Origin of the sequence: Streptomyces sp. NBC_00287, assembly GCF_036173105.1 — a bacterium.
GTDB lineage: Bacteria > Actinomycetota > Actinomycetes > Streptomycetales > Streptomycetaceae > Streptomyces.
The window spans coordinates 2,153,352-2,169,973 of sequence record NZ_CP108053.1; the positions used below are offsets into that span (position 1 = coordinate 2,153,352).

Annotated in this window: 16 protein-coding genes; 8 read left to right on the forward strand and 8 right to left on the reverse strand. The window is 69.5% G+C overall.

Features of this window, described 5'->3' with window-relative positions; genetic code table 11:
• Positions 1-498: 498 nt before the first annotated feature.
• Positions 499-1,149 carry a DNA-3-methyladenine glycosylase gene (locus OHT76_RS09795; RefSeq protein WP_328870371.1) on the reverse strand — a complete coding sequence of 217 codons (651 nt, stop codon included), beginning with the start codon at positions 1,147-1,149 and terminating at the stop codon, positions 499-501.
• Between the two features lie 142 nt (positions 1,150-1,291).
• On the opposite strand from OHT76_RS09795, the gene OHT76_RS09800 reads away from it, so the two are divergent.
• From OHT76_RS09800 to OHT76_RS09810, 3 genes are all read left to right on the forward strand, one after another.
• The gene (locus OHT76_RS09800) at positions 1,292-2,074 is read left to right on the forward strand and encodes a sporulation protein (RefSeq protein WP_328870372.1); all 783 of its coding nucleotides are present in this window, start codon (positions 1,292-1,294) and stop codon (positions 2,072-2,074) included.
• Between the two features lie 40 nt (positions 2,075-2,114).
• The gene (locus OHT76_RS09805; RefSeq protein WP_328870373.1) at positions 2,115-2,654 is read left to right on the forward strand and encodes a YbhB/YbcL family Raf kinase inhibitor-like protein; all 540 of its coding nucleotides are present in this window, start codon (positions 2,115-2,117) and stop codon (positions 2,652-2,654) included.
• Between the two features lie 146 nt (positions 2,655-2,800).
• Positions 2,801-3,307, forward strand: coding sequence for an HNH endonuclease (locus OHT76_RS09810; RefSeq protein WP_328870374.1), 507 nt, complete (start codon positions 2,801-2,803; stop codon positions 3,305-3,307).
• Positions 3,308-3,373: 66 nt separating this feature from the next.
• Here OHT76_RS09810 and OHT76_RS09815 read toward each other — a convergent pair whose 3' ends face one another.
• From OHT76_RS09815 to OHT76_RS09825, 3 genes are all read right to left on the reverse strand, one after another.
• Positions 3,374-4,321 (reverse strand): SPFH domain-containing protein, encoded by a 948-nt coding sequence (locus OHT76_RS09815; protein WP_328870375.1) that lies wholly within the window; start codon positions 4,319-4,321, stop codon positions 3,374-3,376.
• Positions 4,322-4,476: 155 nt separating this feature from the next.
• Positions 4,477-4,908: an NfeD family protein gene (locus tag OHT76_RS09820; protein ID WP_328870376.1), complete on the reverse strand. Its 432-nt coding sequence runs from the start codon at positions 4,906-4,908 to the stop codon at positions 4,477-4,479.
• A 53-nt stretch (positions 4,909-4,961) separates the two neighbouring features.
• Positions 4,962-5,753, reverse strand: coding sequence for an ABC transporter ATP-binding protein (locus OHT76_RS09825; RefSeq protein WP_328870377.1), 792 nt, complete (start codon positions 5,751-5,753; stop codon positions 4,962-4,964).
• 138 nt (positions 5,754-5,891) lie between these two features.
• On the opposite strand from OHT76_RS09825, the gene OHT76_RS09830 reads away from it, so the two are divergent.
• A complete protein-coding gene (locus OHT76_RS09830) occupies positions 5,892-6,680 on the forward strand; it encodes a hypothetical protein (RefSeq protein WP_328870378.1) in 789 nt (262 codons plus the stop codon).
• A 100-nt stretch (positions 6,681-6,780) separates the two neighbouring features.
• Here OHT76_RS09830 and chpE read toward each other — a convergent pair whose 3' ends face one another.
• The 3 genes from chpE to OHT76_RS09845 all read right to left on the reverse strand — a co-directional run bounded on the left by chpE (position 6,781) and on the right by OHT76_RS09845 (position 8,964).
• Positions 6,781-7,029: a chaplin ChpE gene (gene chpE / locus OHT76_RS09835; protein WP_315888526.1), complete on the reverse strand. Its 249-nt coding sequence runs from the start codon at positions 7,027-7,029 to the stop codon at positions 6,781-6,783.
• A gap of 155 nt (positions 7,030-7,184) precedes the next feature.
• Positions 7,185-7,826, reverse strand: a complete 642-nt coding sequence (locus OHT76_RS09840; protein WP_328870379.1) for a response regulator transcription factor — start codon at positions 7,824-7,826, stop codon at positions 7,185-7,187.
• Positions 7,819-8,964, reverse strand: coding sequence for a GAF domain-containing sensor histidine kinase (locus tag OHT76_RS09845; RefSeq protein ID WP_328870380.1), 1,146 nt, complete (start codon positions 8,962-8,964; stop codon positions 7,819-7,821). Before OHT76_RS09845 ends, OHT76_RS09840 begins: the two co-directional genes overlap by 8 nt.
• 233 nt (positions 8,965-9,197) lie before the next feature.
• On the opposite strand from OHT76_RS09845, the gene OHT76_RS09850 reads away from it, so the two are divergent.
• The 3 genes from OHT76_RS09850 to OHT76_RS09860 all read left to right on the forward strand — a co-directional run bounded on the left by OHT76_RS09850 (position 9,198) and on the right by OHT76_RS09860 (position 12,024).
• Positions 9,198-9,896, forward strand: coding sequence for an SDR family NAD(P)-dependent oxidoreductase (locus OHT76_RS09850; protein ID WP_328870381.1), 699 nt, complete (start codon positions 9,198-9,200; stop codon positions 9,894-9,896).
• The gene (locus OHT76_RS09855) at positions 9,893-10,978 is read left to right on the forward strand and encodes an S-adenosylmethionine:tRNA ribosyltransferase-isomerase (RefSeq protein WP_328870382.1); all 1,086 of its coding nucleotides are present in this window, start codon (positions 9,893-9,895) and stop codon (positions 10,976-10,978) included. Before OHT76_RS09850 ends, OHT76_RS09855 begins: the two co-directional genes overlap by 4 nt.
• Before the next feature lie 299 nt (positions 10,979-11,277).
• Positions 11,278-12,024, forward strand: coding sequence for a transglycosylase SLT domain-containing protein (locus OHT76_RS09860; protein WP_328870383.1), 747 nt, complete (start codon positions 11,278-11,280; stop codon positions 12,022-12,024).
• A 78-nt stretch (positions 12,025-12,102) separates the two neighbouring features.
• Here the strand turns inward: OHT76_RS09860 and OHT76_RS09865 are convergent, their stop codons facing one another.
• A complete protein-coding gene (locus tag OHT76_RS09865) occupies positions 12,103-14,610 on the reverse strand; it encodes an ABC transporter ATP-binding protein/permease (RefSeq protein ID WP_328870384.1) in 2,508 nt (835 codons plus the stop codon).
• A gap of 239 nt (positions 14,611-14,849) precedes the next feature.
• Between OHT76_RS09865 and OHT76_RS09870 the strand changes: the two genes are divergently transcribed.
• A complete protein-coding gene (locus OHT76_RS09870) occupies positions 14,850-16,613 on the forward strand; it encodes a streptophobe family protein (protein WP_328870385.1) in 1,764 nt (587 codons plus the stop codon).
• Positions 16,614-16,622: the final 9 nt, after the last annotated feature.

Consider the following 16,622-nt stretch of genomic DNA (forward strand, 5'->3'; position numbering starts at 1 on the left):
GTAATCCGGTTGACACCACGAGAGCGGTGCGAGAGGAGGAATAATCCCCTCGCACACAGCGTCCTCGCTGTGTTATTTCAAAGGAACCTCGACCATCGGAGTATTCCGACGGACGGGGTATCAACATATCTGGCGTTGACTTTTGGCACGCTGTTGAGTTCTCAAGGAACGGTCGCTTCCTTTGTACTCACCCTCGCGGGCTTTCCTCCGGGCTTCCCTTCGTTCTTGCGTTTCCGACTCTATCAGATCCTTTCGGATCCGATTCCCGGTCGGCGGGATTTGTCTTTTGGCCTCGCGGCCTTTCGACATTCACTACTTTAGCCGATTCCCTGCCCGGCTCATAATCGAGCCTCGGGCTTCCGAATTCAGACATGCAGGCACGTCGAATTCGTTCCCGCTGAGGGAAGTCGTAGGTAGTGGTTTGGCCGCTCCGGCTGCTGGCGATTGCCGTACCCGGTTCAGCGGCTCGGGCTACGTTACGCGCCTCCCCTGGGCGAGTCAACTTCGGCGGCGCCTCGGGGCATGGGCTCGATAAGGGCTCACCGTGGGGTCGTTGGCGATCCAGTAGCGCCAGGGGTGAACGTCGCCATTGCCCCCATCTCCGGACACACCGGTGCGTGGGCCGTTCCGTACCTGGTCAGAGGGGATCGGGGTGCCCGTCAGAATCCTCAGCGGAGTCTCGCCGGTGGCGCAGGCGTCCGTACCGTCCAGGGCTCGGTCCACGCCGAGGGCGGTGGCCAGGCGGGCCGGGCCTTTGGCCAGTTCCTTGTCACCTCGGGCCGAGAGTCGACGTTTGCGGGCGAGCTCCGCGCCCTCGACGATCTCGCCGGCGCGCAGCAGGACCGCGCTCGCCGTGCCGTCGGGGCCGCACACCAGGTTCATGCAGTGCCACATGCCGTAGGTGAAGTAGACGTACACGTGGCCGGGGGGACCGAACATCACGCTGTTGCGGGCCGTGCGGCCGCGATACGCGTGGGAGCCGGGGTCGTTAGGGCCGTCGTACGCCTCTACCTCTGTGAGGCGGAGGGAGATCGGACCGTCCGTGGTGGAGCGTACGAGGATGCGGCCCAGGAGGTCGGGGGCTACTTCGACTACGGGGCGGTCGAAGAAGTTCCTGGGGAGCGGCGTACGGTCGGGGGTCGCGATCATGCCGTCCGAGGGTAGTGCAGACGGGTGGCGGTCACGGGGTGGTCAGGGGCCCTTCCGCTTGCAAGGGTGAGGGCGCGGAACCGGCCACGGCCGTATCGCGTTTGTAGGGATCAAGGACGCAGTAGTAGGTAGAGGGAGAGTCATGGGGTTCAAGAAGCTGCTCGCGAGTCTGGGGGCCGGTGGGGCTTCGGTCGAGACCGTGCTGACCGAGGTCAACGTCGTTCCGGGCGGTGTGGTCCAGGGCGAGGTGCGGATCCAGGGTGGTTCCGTCAGTCAGCAGATCGAGGCGCTCTCGGTCGGGCTGCAGGCGAAGGTCGAGGTCGAGAGTGGCGAGGAGGAGTACAAGCAGGACATCGAGTTCACCAAGGTGCGGCTCGGTGGTGCCTTCGAGCTCCAGCCCAATGCCGTGCACGCGGTGCCGTTCGGTCTTGAGATCCCGTGGGAGACGCCGATCACCACGATCGACGGGCAGACCCTGCGCGGGATGAACATCGGCGTGACCACCGAGCTGGAGATCGCGCGTGCCGTGGACTCCGGTGACCTGGACCCGATCAATGTGCACCCGCTGCCGGCGCAGAAGGCGATCCTGGACGCGTTCATCCAGCTGGGCTTCCGCTTCAAGAACGCGGACATGGAGCGCGGTCACATCCGCGGTACGCGCCAGAAGCTGCCGTTCTACCAGGAGATCGAGTTCTTCCCGCCGCAGCAGTACCGCGGTATCAACCAGGTCGAGCTGAGCTTCGTGGCCGATCAGAACGCCATGGACGTCGTGCTGGAGATGGACAAGAAGCCGGGTCTGTTCAGCGAGGGCAGCGACACCTTCCGGTCCTTCCAGGTGGGTCTGAACGACTTCCAGGGCACCGACTGGGTGGCCTACCTCAACCAGTGGCTGTCCGAGGTCGGCAGCAAGCGCAACTGGTTCTAGGCTCGGACCCCACTGAACCATCCGATCAGGAGGTACCGAGGTGACCGAGCTCAAGAGGCGGCCGCTCCCCCACGACTTCCATCCGCCCCTGCCGTCGTTCACGGTCACGAGCGAGGACGTCTCGCAGGGCGCGACCCTCAAGGACGCTCAGGTCTACGCGGCCGGCAACACCTCGCCGCAACTGCGGTGGGAGGGCTTCCCGTCCGAGACCAAGAGTTTCGCCGTGACCTGCTACGACCCGGACGCCCCTACGGGCAGCGGGTTCTGGCACTGGGTTGTGTTCGACATCCCGGCCTCGGTGACCGAGCTGCCCGCGGGTGCGGGCAGCGGCAAGTTCGAGGGGCTGCCCGAGGGCGCGGTGCAAGCGCGTAACGACTACGGGTCGAAGGATTTCGGCGGGGCGGCGCCGCCCGCCGGGGACGGGCCGCACCGGTATGTGTTCACGGTGTACGCCGTGGATCAGGAGAAGCTCGGACCGGACGCGGATGCCTCGCCGGCCGTCGTCGGTTTCAATCTGCGGTTCCATGCGCTGGCGCGCGCTCAGCTCATCGGTGAGTACGAGGTGCCCGCTGAAGCCTGACGTTCATTGAACGTTTGCCCGTCTCTGGTCTTGGAAGTGATCAGGGGCGGGCATTTTTTATTTCGTTGTCCATCTCGGCGTGCCCGGCCAGAGTTGATCCCAGCCCGCCAGGGGGTGGGCCGCTGCGCATAGGAGGTGGGCTGGTCATGCGGGACACGCTGGTACTGAACGCGAGCTTCGAGCCGCTGTCGACGGTGACGTTGAACCGAGCCGTCGTTCTGGTGCTTCAGGACAAGGCCGTCGTTGAGCAGTCCCACCCCGAACTGCGCATGCGCGGAGCCGCGGTCGACATACCCGCGCCCCGGGTGATCCGCTTGTGCAGGTATGTACGGGTGCCGTTCCGAAGACGAGCGCCGTGGTCGAGGCGGGGTGTGCTGGTCAGGGACCGGCACAGGTGCGCGTACTGCGGTCGTCGGGCGACGACCGTGGACCATGTGGTGCCGCGGTCGCAGGGTGGGCAGGACACTTGGCTGAACACGGTGGCCTCGTGCGCGGAGGACAACCACCGCAAGGCGAACCGGACTCCGGACGAGGCGGGGATGCCGCTGCTGCGGCAGCCGTTCGAGCCGACGCCGGCGGATGCGATGTTGCTGTCGCTGGGGGCGGAAGACTTCTCGGCGCTGCCTGAGTGGCTGGCGCTGGATGCCGCATAAGGCCTAGGTGAGTCGGGGGCTGCCTTCTTGGAAGGCAGCCCCCGTTTTCGTACTACAGAACCCTCGTCAGTCGATGCTCGGCTTCTCTCGGCGTTCTGCGCCGCTTGTGCCGCTGTTGCCGCCGCCTGAACCGCCGCCGAAGTTGCCGAAGTTGCCCATCGCGCCGGACAGGCCCTTGAGGGCGTCGCCGATTTCGCTGGGGACGATCCAGAGCTTGTTGGCGTCGCCCTCGGCGATCTTGGGGAGCATCTGGAGGTACTGGTAGCTGAGGAGCTTCTGGTCGGGGTCGCCGGCGTGGATGGCTTCGAAGACCGTGCGGACTGCCTGGGCCTCGCCCTCGGCGCGCAGGGCCGCGGCCTTGGCCTCGCCCTCGGCGCGCAGGATCTGGGACTGCTTCTCGCCCTCGGCGGTGAGGATGGCGGCCTGACGCGTGCCTTCGGCAGTGAGGATCGCGGCGCGCTTGTCGCGGTCGGCGCGCATCTGCTTCTCCATCGAGTCCTGGATGGAGGTGGGGGGTTCGATCGCCTTCAACTCCACGCGGTTCACGCGGATGCCCCACTTGCCCGTCGCCTCGTCGAGGACTCCGCGCAGAGCCGCGTTGATCTCCTCGCGGGAGGTGAGGGTGCGCTCCAGGTCCATGCCTCCGATGATGTTGCGGAGGGTGGTGACCGTCAGTTGCTCGATCGCCTGGATGTAGCTGGCGACTTCGTAGGTGGCCGCCCGCGCGTCCGTGACCTGGTAGTAGATGACCGTGTCGATGTTCACCACCAGGTTGTCCTGGGTGATCACCGGCTGGGGCGGGAAGGGCACGACCTGTTCGCGCAGGTCGATGCGGTTGCGGATGGTGTCTATGAACGGAACGACGATGTTGAGGCCCGCGTTCAGCGTCCGCGTGTACCGGCCGAAGCGCTCGACAATGGCGGCGCTGGCCTGTGGGATGACTTGGATCGTCTTGATCAGGGCGATGAAGACCAACACCACCAGAATGATCAAGACGATGATGACCGGTTCCATCGTCGGCTCCCCGTACCCTTCTCCGCCTCGGCGCTGTCGTGGATCCTGCGGATCCTAACTGGTGCAGATCTTATGCTTGTTGAAGATCTTGCCGGTCGAGTCTGACAGACCGTCGTGTGCCCCGTGGGCTGTTCCCCCAGTTACGTCGTGCGAGGTCACATGACGATCGCCGTGGCCCCCTCGATGTCCACGACGTCCACCGCCTGACCCACTTCGTAGGCCTGACCGCCGTCGAGGGAGCGGGCCGACCAGATCTCCCCGGCGAGCTTGATCCGGCCGCCGGAGCCGTCCACGCGCTCCAGTACGACCGCCTGCTTGCCCTTCAACGCCTCGACTCCCGAGACGAGTTGGGGTCGCTGGGTGCGATGCCTGGCGGCGAGGGGGCGTACGGCGAGGGTCAACGCGACGGAGACGGCGGCGAACACGAGGACTTGGACGACGACTCCGCCGCCGAGTCCGGCCACGGCCGCGGCCGCCACGGCGCCGAGGGCGAGCATGCCGAGTTCAAGCATCGCGGTCATCACGAGCGGGATTCCGAGCGCGGCCGCGCCGATCAGCCACCACACCCATGCGTCGATGTCGTTCACATGGTCATGGTAGGACCGCACAACCTGCCGCGGACAGGGCGCAGATGCGTGGATCAGGACAGCGGGAGACCCTGGGCGGTCCAGCGCTCGCCGTTCTGCTCGACGACGAGCGGGAGGCCGAAGCAGAGGGAGAGGTTGCGGGAGGTGAGTTCGAGCTCCAGCGGTCCCGCGGCGAGGACCTTGCCCTGACGGATCATCAGGACGTGGGTGAAGCCGGGGGCGATCTCCTCGACATGGTGGGTGACCATGATCATCGAGGGGGCGATCGGGTCGCGGGCGAGGCGGCCGAGGCGGCGTACGAGGTCCTCGCGGCCTCCGAGGTCGAGGCCGGCGGCGGGCTCGTCGAGGAGCAGCAGCTCGGGGTCGGTCATCAGGGCGCGGGCGATCAGGGTGCGCTTGCGCTCGCCCTCGGAGAGGGTGCCGAACTTGCGCTCCAGGTAGTCGCTCATGCCGAGGCGGTCGAGGAAGGCGCGGGCGCGCTGCTCGTCGACCTCGTCGTAGTCCTCGTGCCAGGTCGCGGTCATGCCGTACGCGGCGGTGAGCACGGTCTCCAGCACGGTCTGGCGCTTGGGGAGCTTGTCGGCCATGGCGATGCCGGCCATGCCGATGCGGGGGCGCAGGTCGAAGACGTCGACCTTGCCGAGGGTGTCGCCGAGGATGGTGGCGGTGCCCTTGCTCGGGAAGAGGTAGCTGGAGGCGACATTGAGGAGGGTGGTCTTGCCGGCGCCGTTGGGGCCGAGGATCACCCAGCGCTCGCCCTCCTTGACCGACCAGGAGACCTGGTCCACGAGAGCCCGGCCCTCACGGACCACGGATACGTCCTGAAGCTCCAGAACATCGCTCATGAGCGCGTTGTCTCCCCTTGCAGTGTGACCGGTCTCGGCGTCTCGGTGGTCGCGCGCGGCTGTGGGCGCACCCCTCAAGGAAATCTACGCCACCGGTCGCGCGCTTCATTCCATCGGTCCGGTCCTTAGGGTGGAGGCATGCTCTCGGAACCGCGTTCAGGACGCCTTGCCGCTTGGGGAAATGCCCTATTGGCCGGATTTGTATCGCCGGATGACTCTGTGCTCGCGATCGTCGGGGACGACGCCGTGCACCGGGTGGAAGGACTGCCGGGCGAGTCCGGGCCGGTCGGACTGACCTTGGCGCTCGGGCGGTTGCGCGCGCTCGGGGTGAGCGGGCTGCGGATCGCGCTGCCGGCGCCGGGGCATCCCCTGGGGCTGAGCGGTCCGCCGGAGTTCAATGCGCGGGCGTTGGAGGCCGAGGAGGCCGTGATCTGTCACGGGTCCGCGTTCGGGCTCGTGCCCGAGGTGTACGAGGCCGGACCCGACGGTGATGTGCATGTCGAGGTCGTATGGCATGTGCTGCCGGTGCGGGAGGCGCCGCCTGCGGATGTGCCGTCGCTCGGTGAGGCGGAGCGGGAGCTCGCGGAGGCCCTTCGGGATGCGACCGAGGTGCTGTCCCGGTTGGACGTCGCCGGGTCGGGGCCGGTGGCCGAGGCGGCGATCGATGCCTACCGGGCTCGGGCCGAGCGGGGGCGGGAGGTCTTGGCGCCGGGGTATCCGCCGCGGGCGGTGCGAGTGCTGGAGCTTGCGCAGCGGGTGGGGATGCTGGTGTCGCTGGCCTCGGAGAACGGGCACGGCGGTGCGGTGACATCCGGGGAGATGGCAGCTCGGGCCGCCGCGCTGCGGCCGGTGGAGCGGACGGCTCGGCGGGCGCAGGTGGCCGCGTACAACGCGTATGTGGAGGAGCGGGAGCGGGGGGTTCGGTGAGCGTCGGTCCGTGGTGAGCCCGTCGGCGCTCACCCGCACCAGAAGGACCCCCGAGTCTTCCTTCGACTCGGGGGTCCTTCGTCGGCTGTGTGGCCGGAAGTCAGTGGTTGACGCCCAGGTTGCCGAAGGCCGGGTTCAGGACGCCGATGACGTTCACGCTGTTGCCGACCGCGTTGACCGGGATGTGCACCGGGGCCTGGACGACATTGCCCGAGCCGACGCCCGGGGAGCCCACGGCCTTGCCGTCGGCCAGCGAGCCGCCGTCCGTGGCGGAGGCCATCCCGGCCCCGGCGGCGATCAGACCGCCGGCCACCATCGTCACGGCCGCTGCCTTCTTCAGGTTCTTCACTTCTGACCCCTCCTAGCGATTGCCGCGGCAGTCGCCGCAGCACGCATGGAGAACGGCGGAGATCGACGAAGGATGCGCCATCCGGGGGGACATTCCCACGACGGTATGAATCTCAGTCCGGAGCGGAACCCTCCGTATTGCCGAGCGCTCCGCCCTTATCCGGCCACACCGTGCCGTACCGCCCACAGTGCCGCCTGTGTGCGGTCCGCCAGGTCGAGCTTCATCAGGATGTTCGACACATGCGTCTTCACCGTCTTCTCGGAGAGCACCAGCGCGCGGGCGATCTCCCGGTTGGAGCGGCCGTCCGCTATCAGGCCGAGCACCTCGCGCTCCCGTTCGGTCAGCGAACCGCCCCTGCCCTGTCCTGAGCTCGTGTCCTCCTGGGACAGCAGGGCCCCGGCGACCTCGGGCTGGAGCAGGATGTGCCCGGCGTGGACGGAGCGGATGGCGCCGGCCAGGGCGTCGGGGTCGACATCCTTGTAGACGTAACCGGCGGCACCGGCGCGCAGGGCCGGGACCACCGTGCGCTGTTCGGTGAAGCTGGTGACGATCAGCACGCGCGCGGGGTTGTCCAGCTCGCGGAGCTTGCGCAGGGCGTCGACGCCGTCCATGCCCGGCATCTTGACGTCCATCAGGACGACGTCGGGCCGCAGCTCCTCGGCACGGGCGACTCCCTCGGCCCCGTCGGCGGCCTCGCCCACGACCTCGATGTCGTCCTGTACTTCGAGGAATGTGCGCAGGCCCCGGCGGACGACCTGGTGGTCGTCGACGAGCAGCACCTTGATTGGGTCAGCCACCGGGGACCTCCATCTCGATCGTGGTGCCCTTGCCGGGCGCCGATTCCACGGTCAGTGTGCCGCCGACTCCGCTCGCCCGGTCCCGCATGGAGACCAGGCCCAGATGGCGGCCGGCGCGGCGGACGGTCTTCGGGTCGAAGCCGCCGCCGTTGTCCATGACCCGCAGCACGGTTCCGGTGCCGCAGCGGTACAGGGTCACGTCGACGGCGTCCGCGCCCGAGTGGCGCAGGGCGTTGTGCAGGGCCTCCTGGGCGACGCGCAGCAGGGCCTCCTCCTGGGCCGCGGGCAGCGCTCGCACTCCGCGGCCGTCGAAGGTCACGCGCGCGCCGTGGGCGCGGTCGAGGACCTGGATGTGGGTGCGCAGGGTGGCCACCAGGCCGTCCTCGTCGAGGGCGGCGGGGCGCAGCTCTACGACGGCGGCGCGCAGTTCGTCGGCGGCCTCCGCGGCGAGCGCGGCCACCTGCTGGAGCTCGCCCTTGGCGCGGGACGGGTCGCGGTCCACGAGGGCCGCGGCGGCCTGAGCGGTCAGGCGCAGGGAGAACAGCTTCTGGCTGACCGCGTCGTGCAGTTCATGGGCCAGGCGGGAGCGCTCCTCGGCGATGGTCAGTTCGCGGCTGCGCTCGTACAGGCGGGCGTTGGTCAGCGCGATGGCCGCATGCTGGGCCAGGATCGCGAGGAGCTCCTCGTCCTGTTCGGTGAAGCCGCACGCGCCGTCGGGCCTCGAACAGTTCTTGTTGGCCAGGAACAGCGCGCCGATGATCTCGTCGCCGTCTCGGATCGGCAGCCCCAGGAAGTCGGACATGTCCGGGTGGGCGGACGGCCAGCCCTCGAAGCGAGGGTCCTTGCGGACGTCGGCCAGGCGCTCGGGCCTGGCCTCGTGCAGCATCGCGGCCAGGATGCCGTGCTGGCGCGGGAGCGGGCCGATGGCCTTCCACTGCTCGTCGCTGACGCCGTCGACCACGAACTGGGCGAAGCCGCCGTGGTCGTCCGGTACGCCGAGGGCGGCGTACTGCGCGTCGAGCAGTTCGCGGGCCGAGGCCACGATCGTCTTGAGGACGTCGCGTACCTCCAGATGCCTGCTCATGGCCAGCAGCGCGGAGCTCACCGCGGCGAGGCCGGACCCGGGACCTTGATTCATGCCCTCACGGTACCGGCGGGGTGTGACAGCGCGGATCGGACCTGTGACCGCCGCCGCCTAGGCCGGTGGGCCTAGGACTGAGGTCCCCGGGCGCGGGCCCCACGTCAAAAGGACCCCGCCGAAGGGACCCGGTGCGATGCGGCCCGCGTCCGAGGCGGTCGGGGCGGGCCCGTTCCTAGGTTGAAGGCACATCACATCTGATGCACATCACATCTGGTGACAGGGGACGTGTCATGCCGGTAGCGATCATCACGGGTGCCTCGAAGGGGCTGGGTCGGGCGCTGGCCGAGGCGCTGGCCGCGCGGGGCTGGGATCTGGTGCTCGACGCACGCACCGAGGACGTACTGAAGGAGACGACGGCGGCCCTCTCCGTGCACGGCACGCGCGTGGAGGCGCTGCCCGGCGATGTCACGGACAGCGTGCACCGGGCCGCGCTGGTGGCGGCCGCCTGGCGGCTGGGCGGCGTCGATCTGCTGGTGCACAACGCGAGCGCCCTCGGCGCCGAGCCCCTCGTACGGCTCGAGGAGCTGCCCCTGGAGGGGCTGCGGCGGGCGCTGGAGGTGAACACGGTCGCCGCGCTGGGCCTGCTCCAGGAGGCGCTGCCGCTGCTGCGGGCCTCCTCGGTCGGCACGGTCATCACGGTCAGCTCGGACGCGGCCGCCGAGGCGTACGAGACGTGGGGCGGCTACGGGGCCTCGAAGGCGGCCCTGGACCAGCTGGCGGCGGTGCTCGGGGCCGAGGAGCCCGGGCTGCGGGTCTGGGCGGTGGACCCCGGGGACATGGCCACCGACCTGTACGCGGCGGCCGTACCGGAGGACGGCGATCCGCGGCCGGAGCCGGGCAGTGTGGTGCCGGCGTTTCTGCAGTTGCTGGACGAGCGGCCCGCGAGCGGGCGGTACGGGGCGCCGGCGCTGCTGGAGGGGCGGCGATGACGCTGGCGGTGCACGTACCGGAGGAGCTGTCGGCGCGGGTGCCGGCCGAGCAGCGTGGGCCCGGGCTCGGGCGGGACTCCGTACGACTGCTGGTGTCGCGGGGGACGGACGTGGCCCATCACGCGTTCCGGGAGCTGCCGGGGCTGTTGCGGGCCGGGGACCTACTGGTGGTGAACACCTCGCCGACGCTGGCCGCCGCGGTGGACGGGGAGCTCGGGCACGCGCGTGTGGTGGTGCACTTCTCCACGCGCGGGGACGACGGGCGGTGGGCGGTCGAGCTGCGGGATCCGGACGGGAAGGGCACCACGCGTGCGCGTGCGGGAGGGCCAGTGGGGGCGCGGGGGCGGCTGCCGGGCGGGGTGCGGCTGGTGTTCGAGGAGCCGCTGAGCCCGGACGGGGAGCGGCTGTGGTGGGCCCGTGCGTACGGTCCCGGGGTGCTCGGGATGCTGCGGGAGTACGGGCGGCCCATTCGTTACTCCTATACGGAACGCGATCAGCCGCTGTCCGCGTATCAAACGGTGTTCGCGCTGGAGTCGCCCGACGGGGCGGGCAGTGCCGAGATGCCGAGCGCGGCGCGGCCCTTCACGGCGCGGATGGTGGCGGAGCTGGTGAGCCGGGGGGTGCAGTTCGCGCCGGTCACGCTGCACACCGGGGTGGCCTCGGCGGAGGTGCACGAGCCGCCGTATCCGGAGCGGTTCGCGGTGCCGGAGGCGTCGGCTCGGCTGATCAACGCCGTGAGGGCCGGTGACGGGCGCGTGATTGCCGTAGGGACGACGGCCGTGCGGGCGGTGGAGTCGGCGACCGGTGCGGATGGGGCCGTACGCGCGCGTGCGGGATGGACGGATCTCGTGGTCACTCCGGAGCGCGGGGTGCGGGCGGTGGACGGGCTGCTGACCGGGCTGCACGAGCCTGAGGCCTCGCATCTGCTGATGCTGGAGGCGGTCGCGGGGCGGGCGGCGATCGACCGCGGGTATGAGGAGGCGCTGCGCGGGCGCTACCTGTGGCACGAGTTCGGGGATGTGCATCTCCTTCTCCCGGCGGACCACCCTCACACAGAGCATTGCGCCAGCAACTGCTGGTGAGACCGTGACCCGGCCGATGTGAGGCCGCGCATAGGACCCAGATCACGTACGAAGGGACATAGGAGATAAAGGCTCCCCACGTGAGCGGGAAAGACCTTCCTGTCTGTCCCGATTTGCCCTTCCCTGATCCACTATCGGGGATCGTACGTCACACCTTTGCCTGGCCATTTTGCGGCCGCTAAGAATGGCTGCCGTCGCTCAGCGCCGTGGGTTCCGCCCGCGGCGTTTGTGCCGGAAGCACCCGTGTCCCCCACCGGACAGCGAGCGACCTCCGCGCTATTCGAAGAGGTCCACCTGCCATGCCCAAGAACTTCCTGACTTCTGGTTATCGTCGTGCGCTGACCAGGCAGCACAAGATCGCCGTCGCCGGTGTCGCCACGCTCGGCGCCGCCGCCATCGCGCTCTCCGCGGTTCCGGGCAATGCGCAGACCACGACCACTGCCGAGCCCGCCGCTGCCCAGGTGGCGTTCAAGAACGAGCAGATCAAGGACGTCAAGGCCAGCGTCACCGACCAGCTCGCGAACGCCACCCTCAAGGCCGAGGCCATCGCGGCCAAGAAGAAGGCCGAGGCCGACGCCGCCGCGAAGAAGAAGGCCGAGGCCGCGAAGAAGGCCGCCGCCGAGGCCGCCGCGAAGAAGAAGGCCGAGCAGGCGCGCAAGGCCAAGGAGGCCGCGAGCCGGTCCACCGCCCGCGCCCAGGTCAAGCCGGTCGCCGCGAAGACCTACGCGAACAACCTGGACGGCTGGATCAAGCACGCCCTCGACATCATGGACAAGCACAACATCCCGGGCACCTACAACGGTCTGTACCGGAACATCATCCGCGAGTCCTCGGGCAACCCCAACGCCATCAACAACTGGGACATCAACGCCCAGAACGGCGTCCCGTCGATCGGTCTGCTGCAGGTCATCAAGCCGACCTTCGACGCGTACCACGTCCCCGGCACCGCCTGGAGCCAGTACGACCCGGTCGCCAACCTGACCGCTGCCGCCAACTACGCGGCCGACCGGTACGGCTCGATCGACAACGTCAACAGCGCGTACTGAGGTCGGCGCGGACCTCGGTACGGAACGCCGAAGGGCGGCACCTCCTGACGGGTGCCGCCCTTCGGGGTTGTACGGGAGTTACTTGCGCATGACCTCGGGCTCGTGGCGGCGCAGGAAGCGGGCCACGAGGAAGCCGCAGAGCACGCCGAGCACGATCAGGGCGATCATGTCGATGCTGTAGGCGCTGACCGTGTGGTCCCACAGCGGGTCGGTGTCGCCCTTCTCCTTGGGCGGGCTGATGTTGTTGAAGTCCAGCGTGGCGCCCGCGGCGGCGACCGCCCAGCGGGACGGCATCAGGTACGAGAACTCGTTGACACCGGGGCTGCCGTGCAGGGCGAACAGGCAGCCGGTGAACACGACCTGGACGATCGCGAACATCACCAGCAGCGGCATGGTCTTCTCGGCGGTCTTCACCAGCGAGGAGATGACCAGACCGAACATCATGGACGTAAAGCCGAGGCCCATGATCGGGATGGAGAGTTCCAGCAGTACGGCGGCCTTGCCCTCGCCGAGGATCAGCGCCTCGTCGGGAATCGTCCGGCTGGAGAAGCCGATGACGCCGACCATCAGGCCCTGGAACACGGTGACGGCGCCGAGCACGATCACCTTGGACATCAGGTAAGCCGAGCGGGACAGGCCGGTGGCCCGCTCCCGCTCGTAGATGACCCGTTCCTTGATCAGCTCACGCACGGAGTTGGCGGCGCCCGCGAAGCACGCGCCGACCGCCAGGATCAGCAGGACCGTGGTGGCCGTGCCGTTCGGAATCGGCAGGCCGGTCTGCGGGTTCACCGCCCTGACCAGCAGGTCCTTGTCCGGGTCGATCAGCAGGCTGACCGCGCCGAGCACGGCCGGCAGGATCACCGTCAGCGCCAGGAAGCCCTTGTCGGAGGCGATCACCGACACATAGCGGCGGACCAGGGTCAGCAGCTGTGAGCCCCAGCCCTGCGGCTTGGGCGGCTTCATCGCCTGCATCGGCGGCATCTGTACGGACTGCGGAGCGATCGCGTCGATGTCCGCGGCGTACATCTGGTAGTGCTGCGAGCCCTTCCAGCGGCCCGCCCAGTCGTAGTCGCGGTAGTTCTCGAAGGCGGAGAAGACATCGGCCCAGGTGTCGTAGCCGAAGAAGTTCAGCGCCTCCTCGGGCGGACCGAAGTACGCGACCGCACCGCCCGGCGCCATCACCAGCAGCTTGTCGCAGATCGCCAGCTCCGCCACGGAGTGGGTGACCACGAGGACCGTGCGGCCGTCGTCGGCGAGGCCGCGCAGCAGCTGCATGACATCGCGGTCCATGCCCGGGTCGAGGCCGGAGGTGGGCTCGTCCAGGAAGATCAGCGACGGCTTGGTGAGCAGCTCCAGGGCCACCGAGACACGCTTGCGCTGGCCGCCGGAGAGGGAGGTGACCTTCTTCTCCTTGTGGATGTCCAGCTTCAGTTCGCGCAGCACCTCGTCGATCCGGGCCTCGCGCTCCTGCGCCGTGGTGTCGGCGGGGAAGCGCAGCTTGGCCGCGTACTTGAGGGCCTTCTTGACGGTCAGCTCCTTGTGCAGGATGTCGTCCTGCGGGACCAGACCGATGCGCTGGCGCAGTTCGGCGAACTGCTTGTAGAGGTTCCGGTTGTCGTAGAGGACATCGCCCTGGTTGGCGGGGCGGTAGCCGGTGAGCGCCTTGAGCAGCGTCGACTTGCCGGAGCCCGACGGGCCGATGACCGCGACCAGCGACTTCTCGGGGACGCCGAAGGAGACGTCCTTGAGGATCTGCTTGCCGCCGTCGACGGTGACCGTCAAGTGGCGTGCGGAGAAGGAGACTTCACCGGTGTCGACGAACTCCTCGAGACGGTCGCCGACGATCCGGAACGTGGAGTGACCCACGCCCACGATGTCCGCGGGGCCGAGGAGTTGCGAACCGCCCTTGGCGATCGGCTGGCCGTTGACGTACGTGCCGTTGTGCGAGCCGAGGTCGCGGATCTCCATACGGCCGTCGGGCGTCGAGTGGAACTCGGCGTGGTTCCGGGAGACCTGGAGGTCGGAGACGACCAGTTCGTTCTCCAGGGCACGGCCGATGCGCATGACGCGGCCGATCGCGAACTGGTGGAACGTGGTCGGGCTGCGGTCGCCGTAGACCGGCGGCGCCCCCGCGCCGACGCCGGGGCCCTGCTGCTGGGGGATGTTGGGCGCGGCCTGCTGCGGCTGTTGCCAGCCCGCCTGCGGGGCCTGCTGCTGCGCCTGTGCCCAGCCGGCGCCCTGTGCGGCGTACGGCTGCTGCTGGGGCTGTGCCTCCGGCACGGACACGCCGGCCGCGGCGCCGGTAAGGCTCACCCGCGGTCCGTCGGTCGCGTTGCCCAGGTGCACGGACGAGCCGGGGCCGATCTCCATCTGATGGATCCGCTGGCCCTGCACGAACGTGCCGTTGGTGGAGCCATGGTCCTCAATGGCCCAACTGCGGCCGCTCCAGCTGATCGTGGCGTGCCGCCAGGAGACTCTGGCGTCGTCCAGCACGATGTCACCCTGCGGATCACGTCCGAGGGTGTATGTCCTGGACGGATCGAGCGTCCAGGTTTGTCCGTTCAATTCCAGTACGAGTTCCGGCACTCCATGCCCCACTGAGTAGTCCCCCGAGTTACCCCCATCACAGGGAGTCTAGGGATGTCGAACATCGTCGGGAACTATTTCAGGCTCAGCCCCTTGACCGAAAGTCGGGCCTTGTGAAGACCACGCGCACACGCATCGTCCGGTTCCGTTGACGGGGTTGAAACCGGCCCGGAGAGTGGTAATCCACGCGAGGGGGACATGCGCGGCGACTTCGCCGCTCGCGGATCGGGGGGTCTGCCATGAGCGCGTCCAGGAACGTCGAGAGCACGAAGGTGCCATGGGTGGACGTCCTGCTGTCCGCGGTCGCCGCGGTGAGCTGGGCGCTGATCGGTATGGCGGGCACCGCCGCGCTGGGTCTGCATCTGCTGGAGGCGGACGCGGCGGGCTCGCTGGGCCCGATGACCGCGGCGGCTGTGGCGCTCGGGGCGGGTGGTTCGGTGACGCCGTCGGGCGATGTGTCCGCGTTCGGCCTGACGGGCGCGGAGGCGACCACAGCGATCGAGATCACGCCATTGGGTGTCAGCCTGGTCGGCGCGCTGCTGCTGTCGTGGTTCTTTCTACGATCCTTGCGCGCGGCGGGAGTTGTGATCGCACCGGCCGAACTCGCCGCGCGCGCGGGCGCGGTGGTCGCGCTGTTCGTGGCGATGCTCGGCGGGCTCGCCTGGGCAGGACACGATGTGATCACGTTCGACGGGAGCGCGCTCGGGCTCGACGATCTGCCCGGCGGCGGGGGCGGGGGCGGCGTCGAGATCCCCGGACTCGGTGACGTCGGGGACATCGGCGGGCTGCTGCCCGACCAGATCGGCGACCTGATCGACGCCGAGGCGGCGGTCGGCTTCACGGTCGACACGGCGCCGACGCTGCTCGGCGGCGCCTGCTGGTCGGCCGGGATCCTGCTGATCGCGCTGCTGGCCTCGCGGCGCACTCCCCTGCCGCCCGGCTGGACGGCCCTGCACCGCGTGGTGCGGCCCGCTGTGTCCGCCCTCGTCGGGGTGCTGCTGATGGCGGTCCTCGCGGGGTTCGCTGCGGCGCTGTACGCGCTGATCGGCGACGACAACCCGAAGCGGATCGCGGGCGCCGCGCTGCTCGGGGCGCCGAACGGCGTGTGGCTGGGCATCCCGATCGGCCTGTTCGTGCCGTGGGACGGCGAGGCCGGCGGCCCACTGGCGCAGTTCCTGCCCGACCCGCTGGACGACCTGCTGGTCGACTCCGACCGCGCCGTGACGCTGGGGCGCCTTGCGGAGCTGGACGGACGCGTGTGGCTGCTGGGGGTCGCGGCGGCGATGGCGATGCTGCTGGCCGGGGTGCTGACGGCGGTGCGGACACCGGTGGAGAGCGGGACTCTCGGTTTCGCCGGACGGTGTGCGCTGCGGCTGGGGATCGTGACCGCGCTGGCGCTGCCGCTGCTGGCATGGCTGACGGAGGTGTCCGTGGACGCGTCGCTGGCGGTGCTGGGCGTCGACGCGTTCGACGCGGGCATCGAGCTGCACGGGCAGCTGGGGATGGCGCTGCTGCTCGGTGCGCTGTGGGGGGCGGGTGCGGGGGCGGCCGGTGCGCTGCTCGCGCGGGCCACGGGGGCAGCGGGGCAGCGGGCGGCGGCTTTGGCACTCGGTGACGGGGCGGTGGGGGGCGCGGGGCCTGCGCGGCAGGCGGGCGCGTTGCCTGGGCAGGCGGTCGGGTCCGGGCCGTACGCGCCGGGTTCGTCGTACCGGCCGCCGAATCCCGACACCAATCCGTATTTGCGGGTGCCCGAGGAGCTGCGGGAGCCGGAGGACGCCCGACCGCAGGTGCCCTCTTCCTCCGATGACCAGGACCTCAGCGGCGACGATGTGTACGGCGCTCCCACCGTGGTCCGGCCGATGGGCCCGCCGCCGCGGTCGTCGCGGTGGTCTCCCCGTGGGCGGCCCGGGAGCCGGTCCTCGGACGGGTCGGGCGAGGGGCCGCCGCCACCTCCGCCTCCGCCGCCGCCCGCGCCACCGCGGGGGCCCAAGGGGCGCGGTTGAGGGTGCGGG

Bases quoted from the DNA above. Each gene is read 5' to 3' on its own strand.
- OHT76_RS09815 (WP_328870375.1), bottom strand. From the start codon at position 4,321: ATGGAACCGGTCATCATCGTCTTGATCATTCTGGTGGTGTTGGTCTTC.
- OHT76_RS09810 (WP_328870374.1), top strand. From the start codon at position 2,801: ATGCGGGACACGCTGGTACTGAACGCGAGCTTCGAGCCGCTGTCGACG.
- OHT76_RS09795 (WP_328870371.1), bottom strand. From the start codon at position 1,149: ATGATCGCGACCCCCGACCGTACGCCGCTCCCCAGGAACTTCTTCGAC.
- OHT76_RS09800 (WP_328870372.1), top strand. From the start codon at position 1,292: ATGGGGTTCAAGAAGCTGCTCGCGAGTCTGGGGGCCGGTGGGGCTTCG.
- OHT76_RS09830 (WP_328870378.1), top strand. From the start codon at position 5,892: ATGCTCTCGGAACCGCGTTCAGGACGCCTTGCCGCTTGGGGAAATGCC.
- OHT76_RS09825 (WP_328870377.1), bottom strand. From the start codon at position 5,753: ATGAGCGATGTTCTGGAGCTTCAGGACGTATCCGTGGTCCGTGAGGGC.
- OHT76_RS09850 (WP_328870381.1), top strand. From the start codon at position 9,198: ATGCCGGTAGCGATCATCACGGGTGCCTCGAAGGGGCTGGGTCGGGCG.
- OHT76_RS09860 (WP_328870383.1), top strand. From the start codon at position 11,278: ATGCCCAAGAACTTCCTGACTTCTGGTTATCGTCGTGCGCTGACCAGG.
- OHT76_RS09870 (WP_328870385.1), top strand. From the start codon at position 14,850: ATGAGCGCGTCCAGGAACGTCGAGAGCACGAAGGTGCCATGGGTGGAC.
- OHT76_RS09845 (WP_328870380.1), bottom strand. From the start codon at position 8,964: ATGAATCAAGGTCCCGGGTCCGGCCTCGCCGCGGTGAGCTCCGCGCTG.
- OHT76_RS09855 (WP_328870382.1), top strand. From the start codon at position 9,893: ATGACGCTGGCGGTGCACGTACCGGAGGAGCTGTCGGCGCGGGTGCCG.